Origin of the sequence: Xanthomonas sp. D-36-1 (assembly GCF_017746155.1) — a bacterium.
GTDB lineage: Bacteria > Pseudomonadota > Gammaproteobacteria > Xanthomonadales > Xanthomonadaceae > Xanthomonas > Xanthomonas cissicola.
Genome location: NZ_JAGHWR010000036.1, coordinates 54075 through 75400, shown reverse-complemented (window position 1 = coordinate 75400; position 21326 = coordinate 54075). Strand labels below are relative to the sequence as shown.

Genomic DNA, 21326 nt, shown 5'->3' with positions numbered 1-21326 from the left:
GAAAAATCCTCTTCATTATTGTTCTTATTGTTCCGGTCGACACCTGCTATCCCCAGCCGGTCCCGGAAACGGGATGTTACACGCCTGAAGCCTGCCGTACAGCGGGACGATCAGCGAGGAAGCCGACAATTGCGTCCTCCAATTGATGGCGGTCACGCTCCGGGTCGAACCAGCGCGCGTCGAGCTCGCCGCGCAGCCAGGTGAGCTGGCGCTTGGCCAATTGCCGGGTCGCCTGGATCGCCTTGTCGCGGAACTCGGCCAGACTGCCAGCCCCGTCCAGATACTGCCAGGCCTGGCGGTAGCCGACCGCGCGCACGGCCGGCAGATCCAGCGGGGCTGCCACCGCCTGGATCTGCGGCAGCGCCCGCAGGCGCCGTACTTCCGCCAGAAAATCCTGCGCCAACATCGCATCCAGCCGGTGTGCGATACGTGCATGCAGCACCGCGCGCTCGCGTGGCGCCAAGACCACCTTCAACACGCGCACCGGCAGGCGCGGGCCTGGCGGTAGCGCCTGCCACGCGCTGATTGGCCGCCCGCTGATGCGGTAGACCTCCAGCGCCCGCTGGATCCGCTGCGGGTCGGTCGCATGGATGCGCGCTGCTGCCACCGGGTCCACACCTGCCAGTTGTGCGTGCAAGCCGGCCCAACCGATCTGCTGAGCTTCGGCGGCAATGGATGCACGCACGGACTGGTCGGCCTCGGGCAGGTGCGACAGACCATCCAGCAGCGCACGAAAGTACAGCCCCGTGCCGCCGGCCAGAATCGGCAACCTTCCGCGCGCCACGATCTGCGCGATCGCCTGGCGTGCATCGGCGGCGAACTCCGCTGCCGAATACACCTGCCAGGGATCGCGCAGGTCGAGCAGATGATGCGAAACCGCCGCGCGCATCGCCGCATCCGGCTTGGCTGCGCCGATTTCCAGGCAGCGGTACACCAGCGCCGAATCGACGCTGACGATTTCTCCATTCCAGCGCTCTGCAGCCTCCAGCGCCAGCGCAGTCTTGCCGCTGGCAGTGGGGCCCATCACGGCGATCGCCAGCGGGCGTTGGTCGACAGGCATCAGTCCTCGTCCGGCCAACGCATCGTGGGCGCGGCGGGCGCACTGACACGCGGGACGGGAATCGCCGCCATCGCCTTCCACACTTTCAACGCATCCACGGTCGCCGCCACATCGTGCACGCGCAGCAGCAGCGCACCATGTTGCGCGGCGATCAGATGCGCGGCCACCGAGCCGTGCACACGATCGGCGGCGATCTCGCGCCCGGTCAGCTCGCCGATGCTGCGCTTACGCGACAGCCCGGCCAGCATGGGCAAACCAAACTCCTGCAGTCGCTGCAGCTGCGCAAGCAGGGTGAGGTTATGCGTGGTGGTTTTGTCGAAGCCAAAGCCCGGGTCCAGGACCAGCCGACGCTTGTCGATGCCGGCCATCTCGGCGGCGAAGATGCGCTCGGCCAGGAACCGGTGCACCTCGCCAACGACATCGTCGTAGTGCGGCGCGTCCTGCATGGCATGCGGCGCGCTGCGCGCATGCATCAAGACCACCGGCACGCGCAGGTCCGACGCCGCTTCCAGCGCACCGGGCGAACGCAGGGCATAGACGTCGTTGATCATGCCGGCGCCGGCTGCGACCGCCGCGCGCATGACCTCCGGTTTGAACGTGTCCACGCTGATCGGCACGCTGGTACGTTGCGCCAGCGCTTCGATGACCGGGATGACCCGCTGCAATTCTTCTTCAACCGAGACCGCCGCAGCGCCCGGGCGGGTGGACTCACCACCGATATCCAGCACCGCAGCGCCCTGCTCCACCAGCGCCAACCCATGGGCGATCGCCGCTGCGCAGGTCGCGTGCTGGCCGCCGTCGGAGAACGAATCGGGCGTGACATTGACGATACCCATCACCTGCGGCGCATCCAGTCGCAGGCTGCGGCCGGCGCAATCCAGCGTAAGGGCGGTATCGAACATCGGCGGTGTCTCCTGGGATGATTATGGTCGCCCATACGTGGGCATTGATGCAGCCCGATAACGCATCAAGGCCGGGAATCGCTCCCCGGCCTTGATGGATGCCTCGCAGATCAGTGCATGGCCGGCTTAGAGTTGCTCGGCGGGTCCGGCGATGGGCGGCAATGGACGCGGGCTACCCTTGTCGTTGTTGTTGCCACCGTCCTTGTCGGACTTGCCCCAACCAGCCGGCGGCGGCGGCTCGCGGCCTTCCATGATGGCATCGATCTGCGGCACGTCGATGGTCTCGTACTGCAGCAACAACTGCGACATCGCGTGCAGCTTGTCCAGATTCTCGGTCAGGATGGTCTTGGTCTTGCTGTAGGCCTTGTCCAGGATCGAACGCACCACTTCGTCGATCTTGCGCGCGGTCTCGTCGGAAACGTTCTTGTGCTGGGTCACCGAACGGCCCAGGAACACCTCGTCCTCTTCCTCGCCATAGGCCACCGGGCCCAGCTCATCGGACAGGCCCCACTTGGTCACCATGTTGCGCGCCATCTTGGTGGCCCGCTCGATGTCGTTGGACGCACCGGTGGTGACCTTGTCACCGCCGAAGATCAACTCCTCGGCAACACGGCCACCGTACAGCGAGCACAGCTGCGACTCAATCGCGACACGGTTCATCGAATAGCGGTCGCCTTCGGGCAGATACATCGTCACGCCGAGGGCGCGGCCACGCGGAATGATGGTGACCTTGTAGACCGGGTCGTGCTCCGGCACCAGGCGGCCGACGATGGCGTGGCCCGCCTCGTGATACGCGGTGAGGGTCTTCTCGTCCTCGCTCATGGCCATCGAGCGGCGCTCGGCACCCATCAGAATCTTGTCGCGGGCACGGTCGAAGTGGTCCATGCGGACTTCCTTCTCGCTGCCACGCGCCGCGAACAACGCCGCTTCGTTGCACAGGTTAGCCAGGTCGGCGCCGGAGAAACCCGGGGTACCGCGTGCGATGACCATCGGCACGACATCGTCGGCCAGCGGCAGCTTGCGCATGTGCACGCGCAGGATCTGTTCGCGGCCCTTGACGTCCGGCAGGCCGACCACGACCTGGCGGTCGAAACGGCCCGGACGCAGCAGCGCCGGATCCAGCACGTCGGGGCGGTTGGTCGCCGCAATCACGATCACGCCTTCACCACCCTCGAAGCCGTCCATCTCGACCAGCAGCTGGTTCAAGGTCTGCTCGCGTTCGTCATGCCCGCCGCCGAGACCGGCGCCGCGATGACGGCCCACCGCATCGATTTCGTCGATGAAGATGATGCATGGCGCATGCTTCTTGGCCTGCTCGAACATGTCGCGCACGCGGCTGGCACCCACGCCGACGAACATTTCGACGAAGTCGGAACCGGAGATGCTGAAGAACGGCACCTTGGCCTCGCCGGCGATCGCCTTGGCGAGCAGGGTCTTACCGGTACCGGGCGGTCCGACCATCAACACGCCGCGCGGAATCTTGCCGCCCAGCTTGGTGAACTTGGTCGGGTCGCGCAGGAAGTCCACCAATTCGCCGACTTCCTCCTTGGCCTCGTCGCAACCGGCAACGTCGGCGAAGGTGATCTTGATCTGGTCTTCGCCCTGCAATTTTGCGCGCGACTTGCCGAAGCTCATCGCGCCCTTCGCGCCGCCGCCACCGCCCTGCATCTGGCGCATGATGAACAGCCAGAAGCCGATGATCAGGATGACGGGCAGGAAATTGAGCACCAGCGACCAGAAGCCAGGGCCGGTCGAGGGCTTCTGGCGGGTCATTTCGATGTTCTTGCTGTACAGCACGTCGACCAGCTTGTCGTCGCGCGGACCGTAGACGGTGGCTTCGCTGCCGTCGGTGCGCTTGAAGCGGATCGCGTTGACGGCCAGGTTGGTCTCATCGGTGTAATCCACCGATTTGACGCGCCCGGAGTCCACTTCCTTCAGGAACTGGGTGTAGGTGATCGAGTCGGCACCGACGCCGCCCGCCATGCGCGGCGAGAAGCTCTGGAAGACAACCATCAGCACAACTGCGACGACCACCCACAGCAGCAGATTCTTGGTCAAGTCGTTCATCCTCATTGGCTCCGGTGCCCTCTACTCTTCGATGCTTGAAATACGGTGGTCATTGGCAGCTTACTTGATCTGGACACGCTTGCCCTGACCGAGCGCATAAACTTCCGGGGAGCGCTTGCGCGAGGCCGCCGGCTTGCGAATCGTCACCTTTTCATAGCGGCGGCGAAGCTCGCGAATGTAGTCGTCGGACCCGACACCCTGGAACAGCTTGATCAGGAACGCCCCGCCCGGCTTGAGGTGGGTGTCGGCAAATTCCATGGCCAGTTCCGCCAGGTGCATCATCCGCGGTTGGTCGACCGCATCCATGCCACTCTTATTGGGGGCCATATCCGACAGCACAAGGTCCACCGGCACATCGCCCAGCATCGCTTCGAATTGGGATAGGACGGCCTGCTCCCTGAAGTCGCCGTGAAGGAACTCCACGCCTGCCAGGGCCGGCATGTCCAGGATATCCAGCGCCACCACCCGGCCGCTGTCGCCCATGGACTTGCGTACCTGTTGCGACCAACCACCCGGCGCCGCGCCCAGATCGACCACCACCATGCCCGGCTTGAGCAGGCGGTCGCGTTGCAGCAACTCTTCCAGCTTGTAGGCCGCGCGCGAGCGCATGCCCTCGGCCTGGGCCTTCTTCACGTAAGGGTCGGCAAAGTGTTCCTTGAGCCAGCGCTGGCTGCTTTTACTGCGGGAAGGCATTGGCAAAGGGGTCCGAACGGGTCGCCATGATACCCTGAACACCCTTTGCTTCCCTTCGATCCTGCATGTCCATTGTTCTCACCTCCGCCCAGAACCGTTTCCTGCGCGGCCAGGCCCACGACCTCAAAGCCTTGCTGCAGACCGGCGGCAAAGGGGTCACGCCGGCATTTCTGGCAGAACTCGAGGAAGTGCTCGAGCGCCACGAACTGGTCAAGGTGAAGGTGGCATCGGAGGATCGCGAGACCCGTGATGCGCTGATTGCCGAGCTGATCGAGCAAACGGGTAGTGCGCTGGTGCAGCGCATCGGCCACGTCGCCATTCTGTACCGCCCCAGCAAGGAAAAGCGCCAGATCGTGCTGCCGCGCGGCTGAGCCAACGAGTTCGTCATGCCTTTAAGTCAGGAACACCCCGATTACACCTATGCGCTGCGCGCGGCCGACGGCCGCCATGCCAAGGTGAACGACCAGATCCTGCAGCAGAGCTTTATCCTGATGCCGGATGAGCTGGTGGAACATTGGCCCGTCCAGGCGCTGGAGCAACTCCAGGCCAGTCACATGGAGGCAGTGCTGGCACTCAACCCAGCCGTCATCCTGCTCGGCACCGGCGAACGCCAGTCATTCCCCAGGACCGACGTGCTGGCGGCCTGCCTGACCCGCGGCATCGGCCTGGAAGCGATGACCAATGCCGCCGCCGCACGCACCTACAACGTACTGGCCAGCGAAGGCCGGCGGGTGGCGTTGGCGATGATTCTGAAAGTCCGGGATTAGGGAGTCGGGATTGGGGATTGGCAACTGCAGTCGGAGCAGATGTCGCTCTCATGCCAACAGCAGTAGCGACATTCCAAACAATTTCCCAGCTGCTGTCATCGTCTTGTAAGCAGCGCTGACAGCCCAGCGCCATTGCCGTTGCGAATCCCGAATCCCGATTCACTTCTTAGGCAGATACAGCAGCGGGTCCACCGGCTTGCCGTTGTAGCGGATCTCGAAATGCAACATGTCGCGGGCGGCGCCGCTGCGGCCCATTTCGGCAATTTGCTGCCCGGCCTTGACGCTCTGGCCTTCGTTGAGCAGGCGCTTGCGGTTGTGACCGTATGCCGATAGCCACTGGTCGTTGTGCTTGATGATGATTAGCTCGCCGTAGCCGACCAGGCCGGCGCCCGAATACACCACCACGCCATCGGCGGCAGCACGTACGGCCTGGCCGCTGGTGCCGGCGATGTCCACGCCCTGCTTGGTGGTTTCGCCGGTGACGAAGGTGCCCACCACGACGCCATCGGCCGGCCAACGCCAGGAGAATCCGCTACTGACCGGTGCGGCGATCGGCACGGCAGGGCGCGGCGGCGCCACAGTGCCGCCAGCCACCGGCGCGCTGCCACCCGGCTTGCTGGCACCGGGCGGATACAACTTGAGCGTCTGGCCGGGATAGATGGTATTCGGGGAAGACAGGCCATTCCAGGCGGCCAGATCCGCGGCGGTGATATTGGTACGACGCGAGATTGCATAGAGGGTATCGCCGCGCTGCACGGTGACGGTGGCACCTGGACGCGGCACCGAAGGGCGCGACGCGGCACTGGGACGCGACGACGACCCGCTCCCGCTCGCTCCGGGCGAACGCACCACGGTTGCGCTGCTACAGGCGGTCAGCCCGATGGCGACTGCGAGCATGACTGCTGTCTTGCGTGCCGAATTCATTTGCGTCTTGCTCATCCGTTCGTTGTCTTCCACACCAACCACCCTGCACCGACCGCCAGCACCGCCATTGCAACCCAGCCCAGTGGCTCGATCCAGCGATGCAGCGCCGCTTCGGCGCGCGCGCCGCCCAGGCGGATCGCGCCGGCCACCAGATACACGCGCTTGCCGCGCCCGACCAGCATGCTGGCGATGAACGGCAGGATCGGCACGCCGACCACGCCCGAGGCCCAGGTAAAGATCTTCAGCGGGATCGGGGTGAAACCGACCAGGACCAGCGCCCAGAACGCCTTCCACGGCGAATCGACCACCAGCGTGCGCAAGGTTTCGATCTGCTGCTGGATCTTTGCGCTCCAGCCCAGCCATTCGATCAACGGCTGCAGCGCGGCGAAGGCGAAATGGCCGAGTAGATAACCGACCAGGGCGCCGCAGATCGAGCCGGCCAGGCTCAACGTCGCAAACCACAGCGAGCGCTTGGGCTCTGCCAGCGACATCGGTGCCAACATCACTTCCGGCGGCACCGGAAAGATGAAGCCCTCAACGAAACTGAGACCGGTCAGCAGCGCGGGGGCGCGGCGATGGCGCGACCAACGGATGGCCACGTCGTACAACGGCCCAAAAATCTTCATCGAAGGACTCTCATGGATTCAATCCAGCATGCCCGACAACAGCGGGACGAACGTGACCGGCGCCAGAACCTGTTGTTCGATCGCGCCATCGGCCCCGCGGGTGAGTTGCACCAACGATTGCGAGGAAGCACCACCGACCGGCGCGACCAGGCGCCCGCCGACCGCCAACTGATCGATCAGTGCATCGACCAACGCCGGTGCCGCGGCGGTCACCACGATGGCGTCGTACGGACCATGCTCGGGCCAGCCGATGCGGCCGTCGTCGTGCTTGCTGCGCACATTCATGCCCAGGTGCCGGAAGCGCTTTCGCGCCTGCCGCAGCAGGTCGCCGATGCGCTCGACGGTGTAGACCTCCAACCCCAGCGCCGCCAGGATCGCGCCCTGGTAGCCGGAGCCGGTGCCCACTTCGAGCACCTTGGTCGGGGCAACCTGCAGTACCGCTTCGGTCATGCGCGCCACCACCCAGGGCTGGGAGATGGTCTGGCCATGGCCGATCGGCAGCGCGGTGTCTTCGTAGGCGCGCGAGGCCAGCGCTTCATCGATGAACAGATGCCGCGGAACGGTGCGCATTGCGTTGAGCGTGGCCTCGTCCTGGATGCCGGCCTCGCGCAAGCGCTCGACCAGGCGGTCGCGCACGCGCTGCGAGGTCATGCCGATCCCGACCGATTCCGGTTGCAGCCGTAGCCTCGGCGTCATGCCGGACCGTCCAGCGCTGCGGTCAGCCCACCCACCCAGCCGGCAACGGTGTCCAGTGCCTGGTAACGGGTGAGATCGACGTGGATCGGCGTGATCGAGATATGTCCGGTACGCACGGCGTGGAAATCGGTACCGGCGCCAGCGTCCTGCTCGGGACCGGCCGGGCCGATCCAGTACACGGTGTGGCCGCGCGGATCGCGCTGCGGCACACACGGCTCGGACCGGTGGCGGTTGCCGAGCCGGGTGACTTCGAAACCGAGCACATCCGACCATGCCAGATCCGGCACGTTGACGTTGAGGATGGTGTCGGCAGGCAAGGGGTCGGCCTTCAGCCGCGCCACGATTTCCACCGCAGCGCGCGCGGCGGTGTCGTAGTTGTGCGCCTGGTGGTTGTGCGTGACCAACGACACCGCCACCGCCGGCAAACCGAGGAAGCGACCTTCCATTGCGGCCGATACAGTGCCCGAATAGATCACGTCGTCGCCCAGATTGGCCGAGTTGTTGATGCCGGAGACCACGATGTCGGGGTCGTAATCGAGCATGCCGGTGAGCGCCAGATGCACGCAGTCGGTGGGCGTGCCGGCCACTGCGCAGGTCTGCGCGTCGATGCGGCGGGTGCGGATCGGCACATCCAGCGTCAGCGAATTGCTGGCGCCGGAGCGGTCGCGGTCGGGCGCGACCACCATCACTTCATGACCGGCATGGCGCAGCGCCTCGGCCAAAACCTGGATGCCGGGGGCGTCGACACCGTCGTCGTTGCTAACCAGTACGCGCATGGGACTCCTCGGAAAACCGGGCCATGATACCGGATGCGTCCCGCGCCTTCGCGCTTGATCTTCGCGTGCGTCTGCGCTTGGAGCGGGTACGCTGTGCAGATGTCGCATCCTGAAGACGAAGACGACGGCGCGTTGTTCCGCGCAGCGATCGGCGCGGTCAAGCCGATTCGTGAAGTCGCCCCACCGGCCAATGCCAAGCCGCGGCCCAAGCCCCGCGCGCGCATGGCCGAGCGCGATGACGCCGAAGCGCACACCGAATTTGCGCGACTGCTGCGCGACAGCGCGCCGCTGGAAGCGGGCGATACCGCCAGCTATCGGCGCGAAAACCTTCCCACCGGCGTGTTTCAACGGCTCAAGCGCGGGCAATTCTCGGTACAGGACGAACTGGACCTGCACGGCGCCACCGCAGCCCAGGCCGAATCGTTGCTGCGCCAGTTCCTGCTGGAAGCACATGCGCACGAACATGGCTGCGTACGCATCATCCACGGCAAGGGACTACAATCGGACAACGGCGCGCCTGTGCTGAAGAACCTCATGGACCGGCTGCTGCGTCAACGCAACGATGTGCTGGCGTTTCATTCGGCGCCGCCGACGCAGGGCGGTACCGGGGCGCTGCTCGTGTTGCTGGCACGGCGATAGGCCGATGGTGACGCGCGATTGATTCGGAACGGCAGCGATTGCGCGCGGTGACGTGTTGTCTGGAAGGCCTGTCGCGCATGGCTCGCCCAATGCGAGCCAAGCCTTGTTGCGCGCCTTAGGCAGCTGGCACTGCTTCGTCGCACCGCGATTGCTCCACTATCGCCTTAGCGACCGCCGAGGCCGCTCCTGCGCGCACAGCAAGATTGGGCCGCCATCCATGCTGCCCCGCGCAGATCGATCAGCATCCGCGCGCGATCATGCGTCGTCGCGTACGTCGACGTTGGCGCGACCGGCGTCGGCGACATCGCCCAATTCCCACAGCACTGCGGTGGCATAGCAGCCGGGTGGCAGTGCGAAGGCGAGCCGCAGGGTCTGCGGCTCCAGCCATTGGTACTCCAGACCGTGCGGACGCAAGCGCAGAACGCGGCGTTCCTGCTTCAATCCCGCAGCTTCCAGGCCTTGGCGCAATGCGATGGATGGCGGGTCGGACAATGCGCCCTGTTCCACCGCTGCCGCCTGATCGGTCGAGCGCAACTGGCCAGCGCCCCACAACGGGCCACTGGGATGGATATCGAAACGCGCCAGTCGCTCTGCCAGGGCCTGGCTCCACGGTTCCGGGCCGAAGACGCTGCGCGAGCCGTCCAGCATCCACGCCTCGCCCTCCAGTGCGCGATCCCAACTCCCCTGCGCCACGCGTGCGCCGAGCACGCGATTGAACAAGGCCGAGCGGGCTGCCGACAGCAACATCGAGCGCTGATCGTTGCGTAGCCGCCGCCTGGATGTGGGCGCCGGCAACAACGTTCCGTCGTCAGCTTGCACATGACCGAACATCGCCAACGCAGCCGCCACATTTCCGCCATCGCGACCGAAGCGTTGTTCGCCGAACCAATTGGGGATGCCACGCGCAGCAATCGCCTGCAGCCGTTGTTCGATCGCCTCGCGCTCGCCCTGCACCTGGCGCAGCGTCAGCACGAAGCGGTTCCCATGCAGCGCACCGCGTTGCAGCTTGCGGTTGTGCCAACTGCTCTCGACCACCTGCATCTGCGTATCATCCAGCGCGGCGATATCCGGCGCGATGCGCTTGGGCAGATGCACGCTGAAGCGCTGGGTGGTCACTGCATGGCGATCTTTCAGACCCGCATAGCTGACGCCCATCTCGGCGATGCCGGCCCAGTGCGCGAGCGTTTTGGCGATATAGGCCGTGTTCTGGCCACGCTTGCGCACGGTGAGCAGCAGATGCTCGCCTTCGCCGGAGGGCTCGAATGCCGGCAGCTCGTCGACCTGAAAATCGTCCGGGGTGCTGCGCATCGCCGCGCTGAGAACGGCGGCGCCGTGCGCACGCGGCAGCAAAGAGATCTCGCTCATGGTGTGGTTCGCCTTCGCGCCGGAGGTGGCGCGCTGTGCGCCGGGTGGTCCGGCGCGGTGATTGCGTCCGGCAGCATCGGCGCCGCTCCGGCGCCAAGCGCTGCATGTGTCGCTACTGATGAGGCGCAGCGATCCTGCCCAGCAACACCGCGGCCTGTGCAGCGATGCCTTCGCCGCGGCCGGTGAAGCCCAATTGTTCGCTGGTGGTGGCCTTGACGCTGACCGCATCGAGTTCAATCGCCAACAGGCCGGCGATGCGCTCGCACATGGCCACCGCATGCGGGCCGACCTTGGGGCGCTCGCAGATCACGGTGATGTCGGCATTGCCGACGCACCAGCCGCGCTCGCGCAGTAAGCCATCGCAATGCTGCAGAAACTGCGCGCTATCGGCATCTTTCCAGCGTGCATCGGAAGGCGGGAAATGCAGGCCGATATCGCCCAGCGCCAGCGCGCCCAGCATCGCATCGCACAGGGCGTGCAACACCACATCGCCATCGCTATGCGCGAGCACGCCATGGCTGTGCGCCACGCGCACGCCGCCAAGCATCACATGGTCGCCAGGGCCAAACGCATGCACGTCGTAGCCTTGGCCGATTCTGAAATTGAAGGACATAGATTAGATCTCTTCGGGACCGGAGAAAGCAGAGGCCGAAACGGGCCACTGGGGATATGCGCTTTCCGGGTACCGGGTCCCGGGTCCACAGTCCCGGCTGGCCAGTTCAAACGCGAAGCGCGCCAGATCCGCAGGGGTCGTCACCTTGAAGTTGTCTTCGGCGCCTTCCACCAGCAACGGGCGCAGCCCCATCCGCTCCATCGCCATCGCTTCATCGGTGACGTCCACACCGGCCGCCGAGGCCTCGGTGAGTCCACGGATCAGTTGATGGCGACGAAACAACTGCGGCGTGAGTGCGCGCCACAGGCGTTCGCGCGGTTCGGTGCCGTCGATACCGCCATCGTCGCCGGCACGCTTGAGCGTGTCGCGCACCGGTGCAGCCAGGATTGCACCGACCGGATCGCCGCGGCCGATTTCCAGCAGGCGATCCAGATCGGCCAGCGCCAGATTCGGCCGTGCGGCATCGTGCACCAGCACGAAATCGTCGGCACGCACGCTCTCGGGCAAGGCCAGCAAACCAGCCAGCACCGAGGCTGCGCGGGTCGCACCTCCAAGGCAGGTCAGCACGGGCTTGGACTGCACTGCGGTCCAGCCGGGCCAATCGGCATCGCCGGGGGCGATTGCCACCATGATGCCGGCCAGCGCCGGATGCGCCGCCAGCGCCGCCAGCGTGTACGCCATCAGTGGCTGACCGCCAGCCTGCAAATATTGTTTGGGAAGCGGCCCGCCAAAACGGGTGCCGCGCCCTGCGGCCGGCACGATTGCCCAGATGGACCCGGTCATGGGTGGTCCACCGGATCGACAGGCTCTGGCGCTTGCTGTGCGGGGGCCGGTGCCTCAGGCGATGCAGGTGCCGGCAGCGGCGCATCCTCGACCACGCGGTAGAACGTCTCGCCCGGTTTGATCATGCCCAGCTCGCTGCGCGCACGCTCCTCGATTGCCGCCTCGCCGTCCTTCAAATCCTTCACCTCTGCTGCCAACGCCTGGTTGCGTTGGCGCAGACCTTCGTTGTCCTGTGTCTGATGCGCGACCTGGGCTTCCAGCATCATGACTTCGCCGGAATTCCCAGGCCCGAACCAGAAGCGGTACTGCAGCCAAGCCAGCAGTACCGCCAGCACCAGCAGTAGCCAGCGCCAGTTGCGCACGGCTTATCGCTTGATCGAAACGAACGCGTCGCGGCCGGCGTAACGCGCGCCGGAGCCCAGCGCCTGCTCGATGCGCAGCAGCTGGTTGTACTTGGCGACGCGGTCGCTGCGGCACAGCGAGCCGGTCTTGATCTGCGTGGCGGCGGTGGCCACGGCGATGTCGGCGATGGTGGTGTCTTCGGTTTCGCCCGAACGGTGCGACACGATGGAAGCGTAGTTGGCCGCGTGCGCTATCGCGATGGCTTCCAGCGTTTCGGTCAGCGTGCCGATCTGGTTGACCTTGATCAGGATCGCGTTGGCGGTGCCCGAATCGATGCCCTGCTTGAAGATCTTCGGGTTGGTGACGAACAGGTCGTCGCCCACCAGCTGCACCTTCTTGCCGACGCGATCGGTCAGCAGCTTCCAGCCGGCCCAGTCGTCTTCGGCCAGGCCATCTTCGATGCTGATGATCGGGTACTGCGCGACCCAGTCGGCCAGGAAATCGACGAACTGCTCGCTGGTCAGGCGCTTGTTCTCGCCGACCAGGTTGTACTTGCCGTTGTCATAGAACTCCGAAGACGCCACGTCCAGGCCCAGCAAGATGTCTTCGCCGGCGGTGTAACCGGCCTTGCCGATCGCTTCGAGAATGGTGTCCAGCGCTTCGACGTTGCTGCGGAAGTCCGGCGCAAAGCCGCCTTCGTCGCCTACCGCCGTGCTCAGGCCGTGGCCCTTGAGCACCGACTTGAGCGAATGGAAGATTTCGGTACCGGCGCGCAGCGCTTCGGAGAACGAGCTGCAGCCGACCGGCAGCACCATGAACTCCTGGAAGTCGACGTTGTTGTCAGCATGCGCGCCGCCGTTGATGATGTTCATCATCGGCACCGGCAGCGCCACATCGGACTCGGTGATGGTGGACAGGTACTGCCACAACGGCTGCTTGCGCGAGGCTGCCACGGCATGCGCGGCAGCCAGCGAAACCCCCAGCAGCGCATTGGCGCCCAGGCGGCCCTTGTTCTCGGTGCCGTCCAGATCGATCAGGCGACGGTCCAGGCCCTGCTGGTCGGCCGCATCGAAATTCTTCAGCGTCTCGGCGATGGTGCCGTTGACGTTGTCCACCGCATGGCGCACGCCCTTGCCCAGGTAGCGGGTCTTGTCGCCATCGCGCAGTTCCACCGCCTCCTTGGTACCGGTCGAGGCACCCGACGGCACAGCCGCGCGGCCGAACGAACCGTCGTCCAGCGTGACTTCGGCCTCCAGCGTGGGATTGCCGCGGGAGTCGAGAATTTCGCGGGCGAGGATCTTGGCGATAGTGGTCATAGGTCGGTTCGGTTACCAGTAAGGGGGGAAGTACACCGGAAACAAGCTGCCGGATTATCGCTGCACACCGGTCCATTGCCAAATCGCATGCAGCCGCGACACGCAGCACGTCGCGGGCGGACCGCTACGCCATCAGGCCCAGCAGCGACACACCAGACAGCAACAGCACCACCAGCAAGATCAGCGCGGCGATCGCCGCACCAGGCTGGCGACCGAACCGCAACGCAGCCGAGCCGGTGGCCAGGCTCCCGACGGCGGCCAGCATGGCCATCACCAGCGTGATGCGCATCGGCAGCCGCGTGGCTTGCATGGCATGGTCGCCGTCGCCCGGCATGCCGATGCTGGCGGTAAACAGAACGGCCATCACCGCCATGCACGCCCACGCCGCGATCGATGTGGCCAGTGCCCACCGGCCCCACGCCCAGTGGCGCCACGGCCGATCCTGGCGGTGCGCCGCAGCGGCCGCGCGCTGATCAGAACTCACGCAAAGCGCGCAAACCCGTGCTTCTTGGTGACGGCGTCCAGCTCCATCAGGGTTTCGAGCAGTTCTTCCATGCGATCCAGCGGCCACGCGTTGGGACCATCGGACAGCGCTTTGGACGGATCCGGGTGGGTTTCAGCGAACAGGCCGGAAATGCCGACCGCCACCGCCGCGCGCGCCAGCACCGGCACGAACTCGCGCTGGCCACCGGAGCTGCTGCCCTGCCCGCCCGGCAACTGCACCGAATGGGTGGCGTCGAACACCACCGGGCAGCCGGTGTCGCGCATCACGCTCAGCGAACGCATGTCGCTGACCAGGTTGTTGTAGCCGAAGGACGCGCCACGCTCGCAGACCATGATCTGCTCGTTGCCGGTGGACTTGGCCTTGTCCACCACCGGCTTCATGTCCCACGGCGCCAGGAACTGGCCCTTCTTGATATTGACCGGCTTGCCGGCGGCGCAGACGTTCTTGATGAAGTCGGTCTGGCGCACCAGAAATGCCGGGGTCTGCAGGACGTCGACAACGGCGGCGACCTCGTTCATCGGGGTGTATTCGTGCACGTCGGTGAGCACCGGCACGCCGATCTGCTGCTTTACCGCATCCAGCACCTTCAAGCCTTCTTCCAGGCCCGGGCCACGGAAGCTGGTGCCGGAGGTGCGATTGGCCTTGTCGAAACTCGACTTGAAGATGAAGTTGACCCCGAGCTTGCCGGTGATCTCCTTGAGCTTGCCGGCCACGTCGAGCTGCAGCTGCATCGATTCGATCACGCAGGGGCCGGCAATCAGGAATAACGGCTGATCCAGCCCAACGTCGAAGTCACACAGTTTCATCAGGTCACCTAAGTAATTAAGCCCCTCTCCCAGCGGGAGAGGGGTTGGGGTGAGGGTACGGTTGCGGGGCGTTTGTGAAGCCCCATGGTTTGCCCTGGCTGGCGCGTGGCGACGCGTTCATCACAGCTGCCATCTCCCAGTGTGTTGCCGCGCCCCCCATCCACCCCTTCAGGGCGCCTTCTCCCCATGAAGCGGACCGAGGTCCCAAGGGGAGAAGGGACTGCTCACGCGCGCGCTTCCTTCAACAACTTCCCGCCGGCCTTCTTCTCGCGCGCCGCACGCACGAAGCCGATAAACAGCGGATGGCCGTCGCGCGGGGTAGACAGGAATTCCGGATGCGCCTGGCAGGCCAGGAACCACGGGTGCGTGTCGCGCGGCAGTTCCACCACTTCCACCAGGGTGTCATCCATCGACTTGCCGGAGATCACCAGCCCGGCGTCTTCCAGCTGGGTGCGATAGCGGTTGTTGAACTCGTAACGGTGACGATGCCGCTCGGCCACCACGTCCTTGCCGTATACCTCGCGCGCCAGCGTGCCGGGCTTCAGGCGCTGCTCCTGCAGGCCCAGGCGCATGGTGCCGCCCAGGTCGGATTTTTCGTCGCGCTTTTCGACTTCACCGGTGGCGGTGCGCCATTCAGTGATCAGGCCGATCACCGGGTGCGGCGACTGACGATCGTTCTCGGTGCTGTTGGCTGCATCCAGATCGGCGACGTGGCGGGCATAGTCCACCACGGCCGCCTGCATGCCGTAGCAGATACCGAAATACGGCACCTTGTGCTCGCGCGCGAACTTGGAGGTCTGCACCTTGCCTTCGAAACCGCGATCGCCGAAACCGCCCGGCACCAGGATGCCGTCGATGTCCTGCAACGCGGACATGTCGCTGCCCTCAAGATCCTGCGCTTCCAGCCACTTCAGGTTGACCTTGGTGCGCTGACGCAGGCCGCCGTGACGCAGCGCTTCGGCCACGGACTTGTAGGCATCCTGGTGATCGACGTACTTGCCGACCACGGCGATGTTGACCTCGTCCAGCGGATGCTTGACCGCGTCCACCACGGCCGCCCACTCCGACAGATCCGCTGCAGCCACCTTGTCGCGCAGCTTGAATTGGTCGATGACCAATTCGTCCAGTCCCTGCCGCAGCAACTCTAGCGGCATGCCGTACAGCACGTCGATATCCGGGCAACTGATCACCGCACGCTCGGAGACATTGGTGAACAGCGCAATCTTGCGGCGTTCCGAATCCGGCACCGCCTGCTCGGACCGGCACAGCAGCACGTCCGGTTGGATGCCGATCGAGCGCAGTTCCTTGACCGAATGCTGGGTCGGCTTGGTCTTCAACTCACCGGCCGCCGCGATGTACGGCACCAGCGTCAGATGCATGAACATGGCCTTTTCGGCGCCGCGCTCGGTGCGCACCTGGCGGATCGCCTCCAGGAACGGCAGCGATTCGATGTCGCCGACGGTGCCGCCGATTTCGATCAACGCGACATCGAACCCGGCCGTGGCCTCGTCGATGCAGCGACGGATTTCGTCGGTGATATGCGGAATCACCTGCACGGTGGCGCCCAGATAATCGCCACGACGCTCCTTGCGGATGACGTTCTCGTAGATGCGGCCGGTGGTCACCGAGTTCTTGCGCGACAGGCGCGTGCGCACGTAGCGCTCGTAGTGGCCCAGATCCAGGTCGGTTTCGGCACCGTCGTCGGTGACGTAGACCTCGCCATGCTGGAACGGGCTCATCGTGCCCGGGTCTACGTTGATGTACGGGTCCAGCTTCATCATCGTGACCTTCAGGCCACGCGCTTCAAGAATGGACGCAAGCGAAGCGGCGGCAATGCCCTTGCCTAGCGAGGACACTACGCCGCCGGTAACGAAAATCAGGGGGGTCATGGGGCTTGAAGCCTCCCGGAAAGCCATAGTTTAGCGGGTGACGGGCGAATGCCCAAGGGTTGCGTGACGACGAGGTCATCACACGTTGAAACAGTGCATGTCGCGCAGGCCCGAGCGGCTGCCAGACATGACGAGCAGTGGTCAGGCGATTGCGGGCTCTCTGCGGGGGCCGGAATGCATGCGCGTTACATGCCTGCCCCATGCACCGGCTACGCCAATGCTGCGTGGTCTTACACAGCTACCCCAAAAAGCGAACGCCCCGGCAATGCCGGGGCGTCGGTGGCACCTGACCGCTAGGCCGCGCGGTCAGCGTGCAGGCTTTTCTTCTTCCTCTTCCTCGCGCGGGGCGCTGTCGGCCTTGGGCTTCTGCGCGGCAGCGGCGGCGCGGCGTTCGGCCTTACGCTCGGCTTCGGTCTTGGCCTTCGCGTCGTCGGTCTTTTGAGCGGCGGCGCCCTGTCCGGCCTGCTGCGGAGCGGCCTGGGCCATGGCGGGAAGCGCTGCCACTGCGGCCGCACCGAGGGTGAGCATCAGAATGTGCTTGAACTTCATGGCGTCCTCTTTGGCTTCGGTGACATCCTCAGGTGGGGACGTTTGATTTCGAAACCAACGCCAGGGTAGCCAATGCTGCCCGGCCACCCACTGAACGCCGGTCGCGTGCAAAAAATCGGCTCAGCCCCCACACTTGCGCGTCGTTTCACGTGCCAACGAGATGCATGAACACCCGTTATAACGCCGCCGATATTGAAGTGCTGTCGGGCCTGGACCCGGTCAAACGCCGCCCCGGCATGTATACCGACACTGCGCGCCCGAACCATCTGGCGCAGGAAGTGATCGACAACTCGGTCGACGAGGCGCTGGCCGGCCACGCCAAGCAGGTCGACGTCACGCTGTACAAGGACGGTAGCTGCGAAGTGTCCGACGACGGCCGCGGCATGCCGGTGGACATCCATCCGGAAGAGAAGATTCCGGGCGTGGAACTGATCCTGACCCGGCTGCATGCCGGCGGCAAGTTCAGCAACCGCAACTACACCTTCTCCGGTGGCCTGCACGGCGTGGGCGTGAGCGTGGTCAATGCGCTGTCGACCAAGGTCGAGCTGTTCATCAAGCGCGAGGGCAGCGAGCACCGCATGGAGTTTCGCGATGGCAATGCCGCGTCCAAGCTGGAAGTGGTTGGCACCGTCGGCAAGAAAAATACCGGTACGCGGCTGCGTTTCTGGGCCGACCCCAAGTATTTCGATACGCCCAAATTCAATGTGCGTGCGTTGCGGCACCTGCTGCGCGCCAAGGCGGTGCTGTGCCCCGGCCTGACCGTCAAATTGCACGACGAGGCCACCGGCGAGCAGGACAGCTGGTATTTCGAAAACGGCCTGCGCGATTACCTGAAAGGTGAGATGGCCGAGCACGAACTGCTGCCGGCCGACCTGTTCGTCGGCAGCCTGAAAAAAGACACCGAAATCGTCGACTGGGCCGCGGCCTGGGTGCCGGAAGGCGAGCTGGTGCAGGAAAGCTACGTCAACCTGATCCCCACGGCGCAGCACGGCACCCACGTCAACGGCCTGCGTTCGGGCCTGACCGATGCGCTGCGCGAGTTCTGCGATTTCCGCAACCTGTTGCCGCGCGGCGTCAAGCTGGCGCCGGAAGACGTGTGGGACCGGGTGACCTTCGTGCTCAGCCTGAAGATGACCGATCCGCAGTTTTCCGGCCAGACCAAGGAACGCCTGTCCTCGCGCCAGGCCGCCGGTTTCATCGAAGGCGCCGCGCACGATGCCTTCAGCCTGTATCTCAACCAGAACGTGGAAATCGGCGAGAAGATCGCGCAGATCGCCATCGATCGCGCCAGCGCACGGTTGAAGACAGAGAAGCAGATCGTCCGCAAGAAGGTCACCCAGGGCCCTGCCCTGCCCGGCAAGCTGGCCGATTGCATCAGCCAGGATCTGTCGCGCACCGAACTGTTCCTGGTCGAAGGCGATTCGGCCGGCGGCTCGGCCAAGCAGGCGCGCGACAAGGACTTCCAGGCGATCCTGCCGCTGCGCGGCAAGATCCTCAATACCTGGGAAGTGGCTTCGGGCAGCGTGCTGGCCTCCGAAGAAGTGCATAACCTGGCGATCGCGATCGGCTGCGACCCGGGCAAGGACGACATCACCGGGCTGCGCTACGGCAAGGTGGTGATCCTGGCCGACGCCGACTCCGACGGCCTGCATATCGCCACGCTGCTGACGGCGCTGTTCCTGCAGCATTTCCCCGCATTGGTCGCTGCCGGCCACGTCTTCGTGGCGATGCCGCCCTTGTTCCGTGTCGATGTGGGCAAGCAGGTGTTCTACGCGCTGGACGAAGAAGAAAAGACCACGCTGCTGGACAAGATCGCGCGCGAGAAGATGAAGGGCCAGATCAGCGTCACCCGCTTCAAGGGCCTGGGCGAGATGAATCCGCAGCAGCTGCGCGAATCCACCATCCACCCGGACACGCGTCGGCTGGTGCAGCTGACCATCGACGACGGCGAGCAGACGCGTTCGTTGATGGACATGCTGCTGGCCAAAAAACGCGCAAGCGACCGCAAGCAGTGGCTGGAAACCAAGGGCGATCTGGCCTCGCTTGAAGTCTGAATGCTGAAACCGATAGCCCCTCTCCCGCCCAGGCGAGAAGGCACGGCCTGCGCGTGCTTGCGGCGCGCGCGACTTTGAGCGCCCGCGCCGCAAGCGCGGGCGGGGCGCAGAGCGGCGTTTGGGTACGGGCGTATGCACTTGCGAAGTGAGTAGCACGAGGCTTCGCCCGCACCCTCATTCCCCTTCGGAGCACCGTCCGCATCAGGCGGGACAATGTCTCGACGGGAGAAGGAAGCGCCTTGCATGGGCGCTCATTTCGGCGGACCGCACACATCTGCCTTTGCGTACCACCTCGGTCCGCGCGACATCCATGCCTTCCTGCACATCCACCGGGCTCTGCAGCAGCCTAGCATCGGCGCTTCCCTGCAATCACGTCGATGCCCATGCCCTTCTTTCTCCGTGCCGGCCTGCTGGCCTGCGTGCTGTTCAGCGGGACAGCGCTGGCCGAAGCGCCAGACAAAACCGATAAAAGCGATGCCAAACCCGATTCCGCTGCCGCCAAACAGGCGCCATTGCCGGCCGACGCCAGCGTGCGCCAGAGCACACGCGTGGCCGGCCGCAACCTGAGCTATACCGCCACGGTCGGCACGTTGCCGGTGCGCGATGCGCAGGGCAAGACCACGGGCGAAGTGGTATTCACCGCCTATACCGTCGATGGCAAGGACCGCCCGGTGACCTTCGCCTTGAACGGTGGGCCGGGCGCCGCATCGGTGTATCTCAACATGGGCGCAATCGGCCCGAAGATCGTGGGTTTCGGCGCCGAAGGCGACAGCGCGTCGGCACCGGCAACGCTGCGCGACAACCCGGGCACCTGGCTGGACTTCACCGACCTGGTCTTCATCGACCCGGTGGGCACCGGCTTCAGCCGCGCGCTGATCGGCGACGACGATGCCAAGAAGCAGTTCTACAACCCGCAGGCGGATGTGGAATATCTCTCGCGGGTGATCTACGACTGGCTGCTCAAGAACCGCCGCCTGCAGGCGCGCAAGTATCTGGTCGGCGAAAGCTATGGCGGCTTCCGCGGCCCGCGCATTACCCATTATCTGCAGACGCAGCTGGGCGTGGCGATGAACGGCGTGGTGCTGGTGTCGCCGTATCTCAACCCGACCCTGGACGACAACGGCGATGTGTCGCCCCTGGCATGGATGCTGACGCTTCCCTCGATCACTGCTGCGCACCTGGAGCGCCAGGGCCAGCTCAGCGACAGCGCGATGCGCCAGGTGATCGACTACACCCGCGGCGATTACGCGGTGGCGCTGATGAAAGGACGCACCGACCCGCAGGCCACCGAAGCGATGCTGCAGCAGGTCACCCGCATGACCGGGCTGGACCCGGCATATGTGCGGCGCTCCGGCGGACGCCTGGAAACCCAGGCCTATCTGCGCGAAGTGTTTCGTGACAAGGGCGAATTGGGCAGCCGTTACGATTCCAACGTGACCGCCTTCGACCCGTTTCCCAACGATGCCGAACAACGCGCCAACGACCCGCTGCTGGACAGCATCATTGCGCCCACCACCACCGCAATGGTGGACTTTGTCACCCGCGTGGTCGGCTGGAAGATCGATGCGCAATATCGCGCGCTCAACTACGACGTGAACAAGCTCTGGGACTGGAACGACGAGCTTCGCAAGGGCGCAGTGACCCAGCTGCGTCAGTCGGTGGCGATCGATCCGAAGCTGCGCGTGTTGATCGCGCACGGCTGGAACGACCTCTCCTGCCCGTTCATGGGTTAGGTCCTGACGGTGGACCAGATGCCGGCCATGGGCAGCGACAGCAAACGCGTGCAGGTACACGAATATCCCGGCGGCCACATGTTCTACAACCGCGCCGACAGCCAGGCCGCGTTCCGTAGCGACGTCAAGGCGATGTACGAAACGCGCTGAGCGCAGCCAGCGCCGGCCGCACACGCGGCCGGCGACCAAGCCGTCGGGCAGCACCATCATTTCCGAGTGCC

The 21326-nt window shown here is 65.1% G+C and carries 21 protein-coding genes and 1 pseudogene; 5 read left to right on the top strand and 17 right to left on the bottom strand.

Translation table 11 applies throughout. From position 1 onward, the window contains the following. Positions 1-76 precede the first annotated feature (76 nt). The 4 genes from miaA to rlmE form a co-directional block, all read right to left on the bottom strand. Positions 77-1060, bottom strand: a complete 984-nt coding sequence (gene miaA, locus J7367_RS11970) for a tRNA (adenosine(37)-N6)-dimethylallyltransferase MiaA (RefSeq protein ID WP_057659769.1) — start codon at positions 1058-1060, stop codon at positions 77-79. Further along, positions 1060-1962 (bottom strand): dihydropteroate synthase, encoded by a 903-nt coding sequence (gene folP, locus J7367_RS11965; protein ID WP_057659766.1) that lies wholly within the window; start codon positions 1960-1962, stop codon positions 1060-1062. Before folP ends, miaA begins: the two co-directional genes overlap by 1 nt. Positions 1963-2088: 126 nt before the next feature. Beyond that, positions 2089-4029, bottom strand: coding sequence for an ATP-dependent zinc metalloprotease FtsH (gene ftsH / locus J7367_RS11960; RefSeq protein ID WP_003481854.1), 1941 nt, complete (start codon positions 4027-4029; stop codon positions 2089-2091). 60 nt (positions 4030-4089) lie between these two features. Then, entirely contained in the window at positions 4090-4722 is a 633-nt protein-coding gene (rlmE, locus tag J7367_RS11955; RefSeq protein WP_005915021.1) for a 23S rRNA (uridine(2552)-2'-O)-methyltransferase RlmE, read from the bottom strand. A gap of 65 nt (positions 4723-4787) precedes the next feature. Here rlmE and yhbY point away from each other — a divergent pair, with 65 nt between their 5' ends. Together yhbY and J7367_RS11945 are read left to right on the top strand one after the other, a co-directional pair. After that, positions 4788-5093, top strand: a complete 306-nt coding sequence (gene yhbY / locus J7367_RS11950) for a ribosome assembly RNA-binding protein YhbY (RefSeq protein ID WP_005915020.1) — start codon at positions 4788-4790, stop codon at positions 5091-5093. A gap of 15 nt (positions 5094-5108) precedes the next feature. Then, positions 5109-5489, top strand: coding sequence for an Mth938-like domain-containing protein (locus J7367_RS11945; protein ID WP_007966775.1), 381 nt, complete (start codon positions 5109-5111; stop codon positions 5487-5489). 159 nt (positions 5490-5648) lie between these two features. Here the strand turns inward: J7367_RS11945 and J7367_RS11940 are convergent, their stop codons facing one another. From J7367_RS11940 to surE, 4 genes are read right to left on the bottom strand one after another with little or no spacing between them, the layout of a single operon-like run. Next, entirely contained in the window at positions 5649-6428 is a 780-nt protein-coding gene (locus tag J7367_RS11940; protein ID WP_057659764.1) for a peptidoglycan DD-metalloendopeptidase family protein, read from the bottom strand. After that, positions 6425-7039: a YqaA family protein gene (locus tag J7367_RS11935; protein WP_057659762.1), complete on the bottom strand. Its 615-nt coding sequence runs from the start codon at positions 7037-7039 to the stop codon at positions 6425-6427. The genes J7367_RS11940 and J7367_RS11935 overlap by 4 nt, the downstream gene beginning before the upstream one ends. Before the next feature lie 18 nt (positions 7040-7057). Continuing rightward, positions 7058-7735, bottom strand: a complete 678-nt coding sequence (locus J7367_RS11930) for a protein-L-isoaspartate(D-aspartate) O-methyltransferase (RefSeq protein ID WP_057659759.1) — start codon at positions 7733-7735, stop codon at positions 7058-7060. Continuing rightward, entirely contained in the window at positions 7732-8511 is a 780-nt protein-coding gene (surE, locus tag J7367_RS11925) for a 5'/3'-nucleotidase SurE (RefSeq protein WP_005915011.1), read from the bottom strand. The genes J7367_RS11930 and surE overlap by 4 nt, the downstream gene beginning before the upstream one ends. Before the next feature lie 99 nt (positions 8512-8610). Between surE and J7367_RS11920 the strand changes: the two genes are divergently transcribed. Next, positions 8611-9150, top strand: coding sequence for a Smr/MutS family protein (locus tag J7367_RS11920; protein WP_007972070.1), 540 nt, complete (start codon positions 8611-8613; stop codon positions 9148-9150). A gap of 255 nt (positions 9151-9405) precedes the next feature. Here the strand turns inward: J7367_RS11920 and truD are convergent, their stop codons facing one another. The 9 genes from truD to J7367_RS11875 form a co-directional block, all read right to left on the bottom strand. Then, positions 9406-10515 carry a tRNA pseudouridine(13) synthase TruD gene (gene truD, locus J7367_RS11915; protein ID WP_057659757.1) on the bottom strand — a complete coding sequence of 370 codons (1110 nt, stop codon included), beginning with the start codon at positions 10513-10515 and terminating at the stop codon, positions 9406-9408. A gap of 112 nt (positions 10516-10627) precedes the next feature. Next, positions 10628-11128, bottom strand: coding sequence for a 2-C-methyl-D-erythritol 2,4-cyclodiphosphate synthase (gene ispF, locus J7367_RS11910; protein ID WP_057659755.1), 501 nt, complete (start codon positions 11126-11128; stop codon positions 10628-10630). Between the two features lie 3 nt (positions 11129-11131). Beyond that, positions 11132-11911 carry a 2-C-methyl-D-erythritol 4-phosphate cytidylyltransferase gene (gene ispD / locus J7367_RS11905; RefSeq protein ID WP_057659753.1) on the bottom strand — a complete coding sequence of 260 codons (780 nt, stop codon included), beginning with the start codon at positions 11909-11911 and terminating at the stop codon, positions 11132-11134. After that, positions 11908-12273 carry a cell division protein FtsB gene (ftsB, locus tag J7367_RS11900; protein WP_007966790.1) on the bottom strand — a complete coding sequence of 122 codons (366 nt, stop codon included), beginning with the start codon at positions 12271-12273 and terminating at the stop codon, positions 11908-11910. The genes ispD and ftsB overlap by 4 nt, the downstream gene beginning before the upstream one ends. A 3-nt stretch (positions 12274-12276) precedes the next feature. Further along, positions 12277-13569: a phosphopyruvate hydratase gene (gene eno / locus J7367_RS11895; RefSeq protein WP_057659751.1), complete on the bottom strand. Its 1293-nt coding sequence runs from the start codon at positions 13567-13569 to the stop codon at positions 12277-12279. Between the two features lie 124 nt (positions 13570-13693). Then, on the bottom strand, positions 13694-13933 hold the full coding sequence (locus tag J7367_RS11890) for a hypothetical protein (protein ID WP_057659814.1): 240 nt from the start codon (positions 13931-13933) through the stop codon (positions 13694-13696). Between the two features lie 116 nt (positions 13934-14049). Continuing rightward, positions 14050-14880, bottom strand: coding sequence for a 3-deoxy-8-phosphooctulonate synthase (kdsA, locus tag J7367_RS11885; RefSeq protein ID WP_007966794.1), 831 nt, complete (start codon positions 14878-14880; stop codon positions 14050-14052). A gap of 224 nt (positions 14881-15104) precedes the next feature. Further along, positions 15105-16769 (bottom strand): CTP synthase, encoded by a 1665-nt coding sequence (locus J7367_RS11880; protein WP_007966795.1) that lies wholly within the window; start codon positions 16767-16769, stop codon positions 15105-15107. A gap of 306 nt (positions 16770-17075) precedes the next feature. Then, positions 17076-17318 (bottom strand): hypothetical protein, encoded by a 243-nt coding sequence (locus tag J7367_RS11875; protein ID WP_005914995.1) that lies wholly within the window; start codon positions 17316-17318, stop codon positions 17076-17078. 164 nt (positions 17319-17482) lie between these two features. Between J7367_RS11875 and parE the strand changes: the two genes are divergently transcribed. Next, entirely contained in the window at positions 17483-19372 is a 1890-nt protein-coding gene (gene parE / locus J7367_RS11870; RefSeq protein WP_022559547.1) for a DNA topoisomerase IV subunit B, read from the top strand. A 383-nt stretch (positions 19373-19755) separates the two neighbouring features. Then, a pseudogene (locus J7367_RS11865) lies at positions 19756-21255 on the top strand (S10 family peptidase). The last annotated feature ends 71 nt before the right edge of the window (positions 21256-21326 follow it).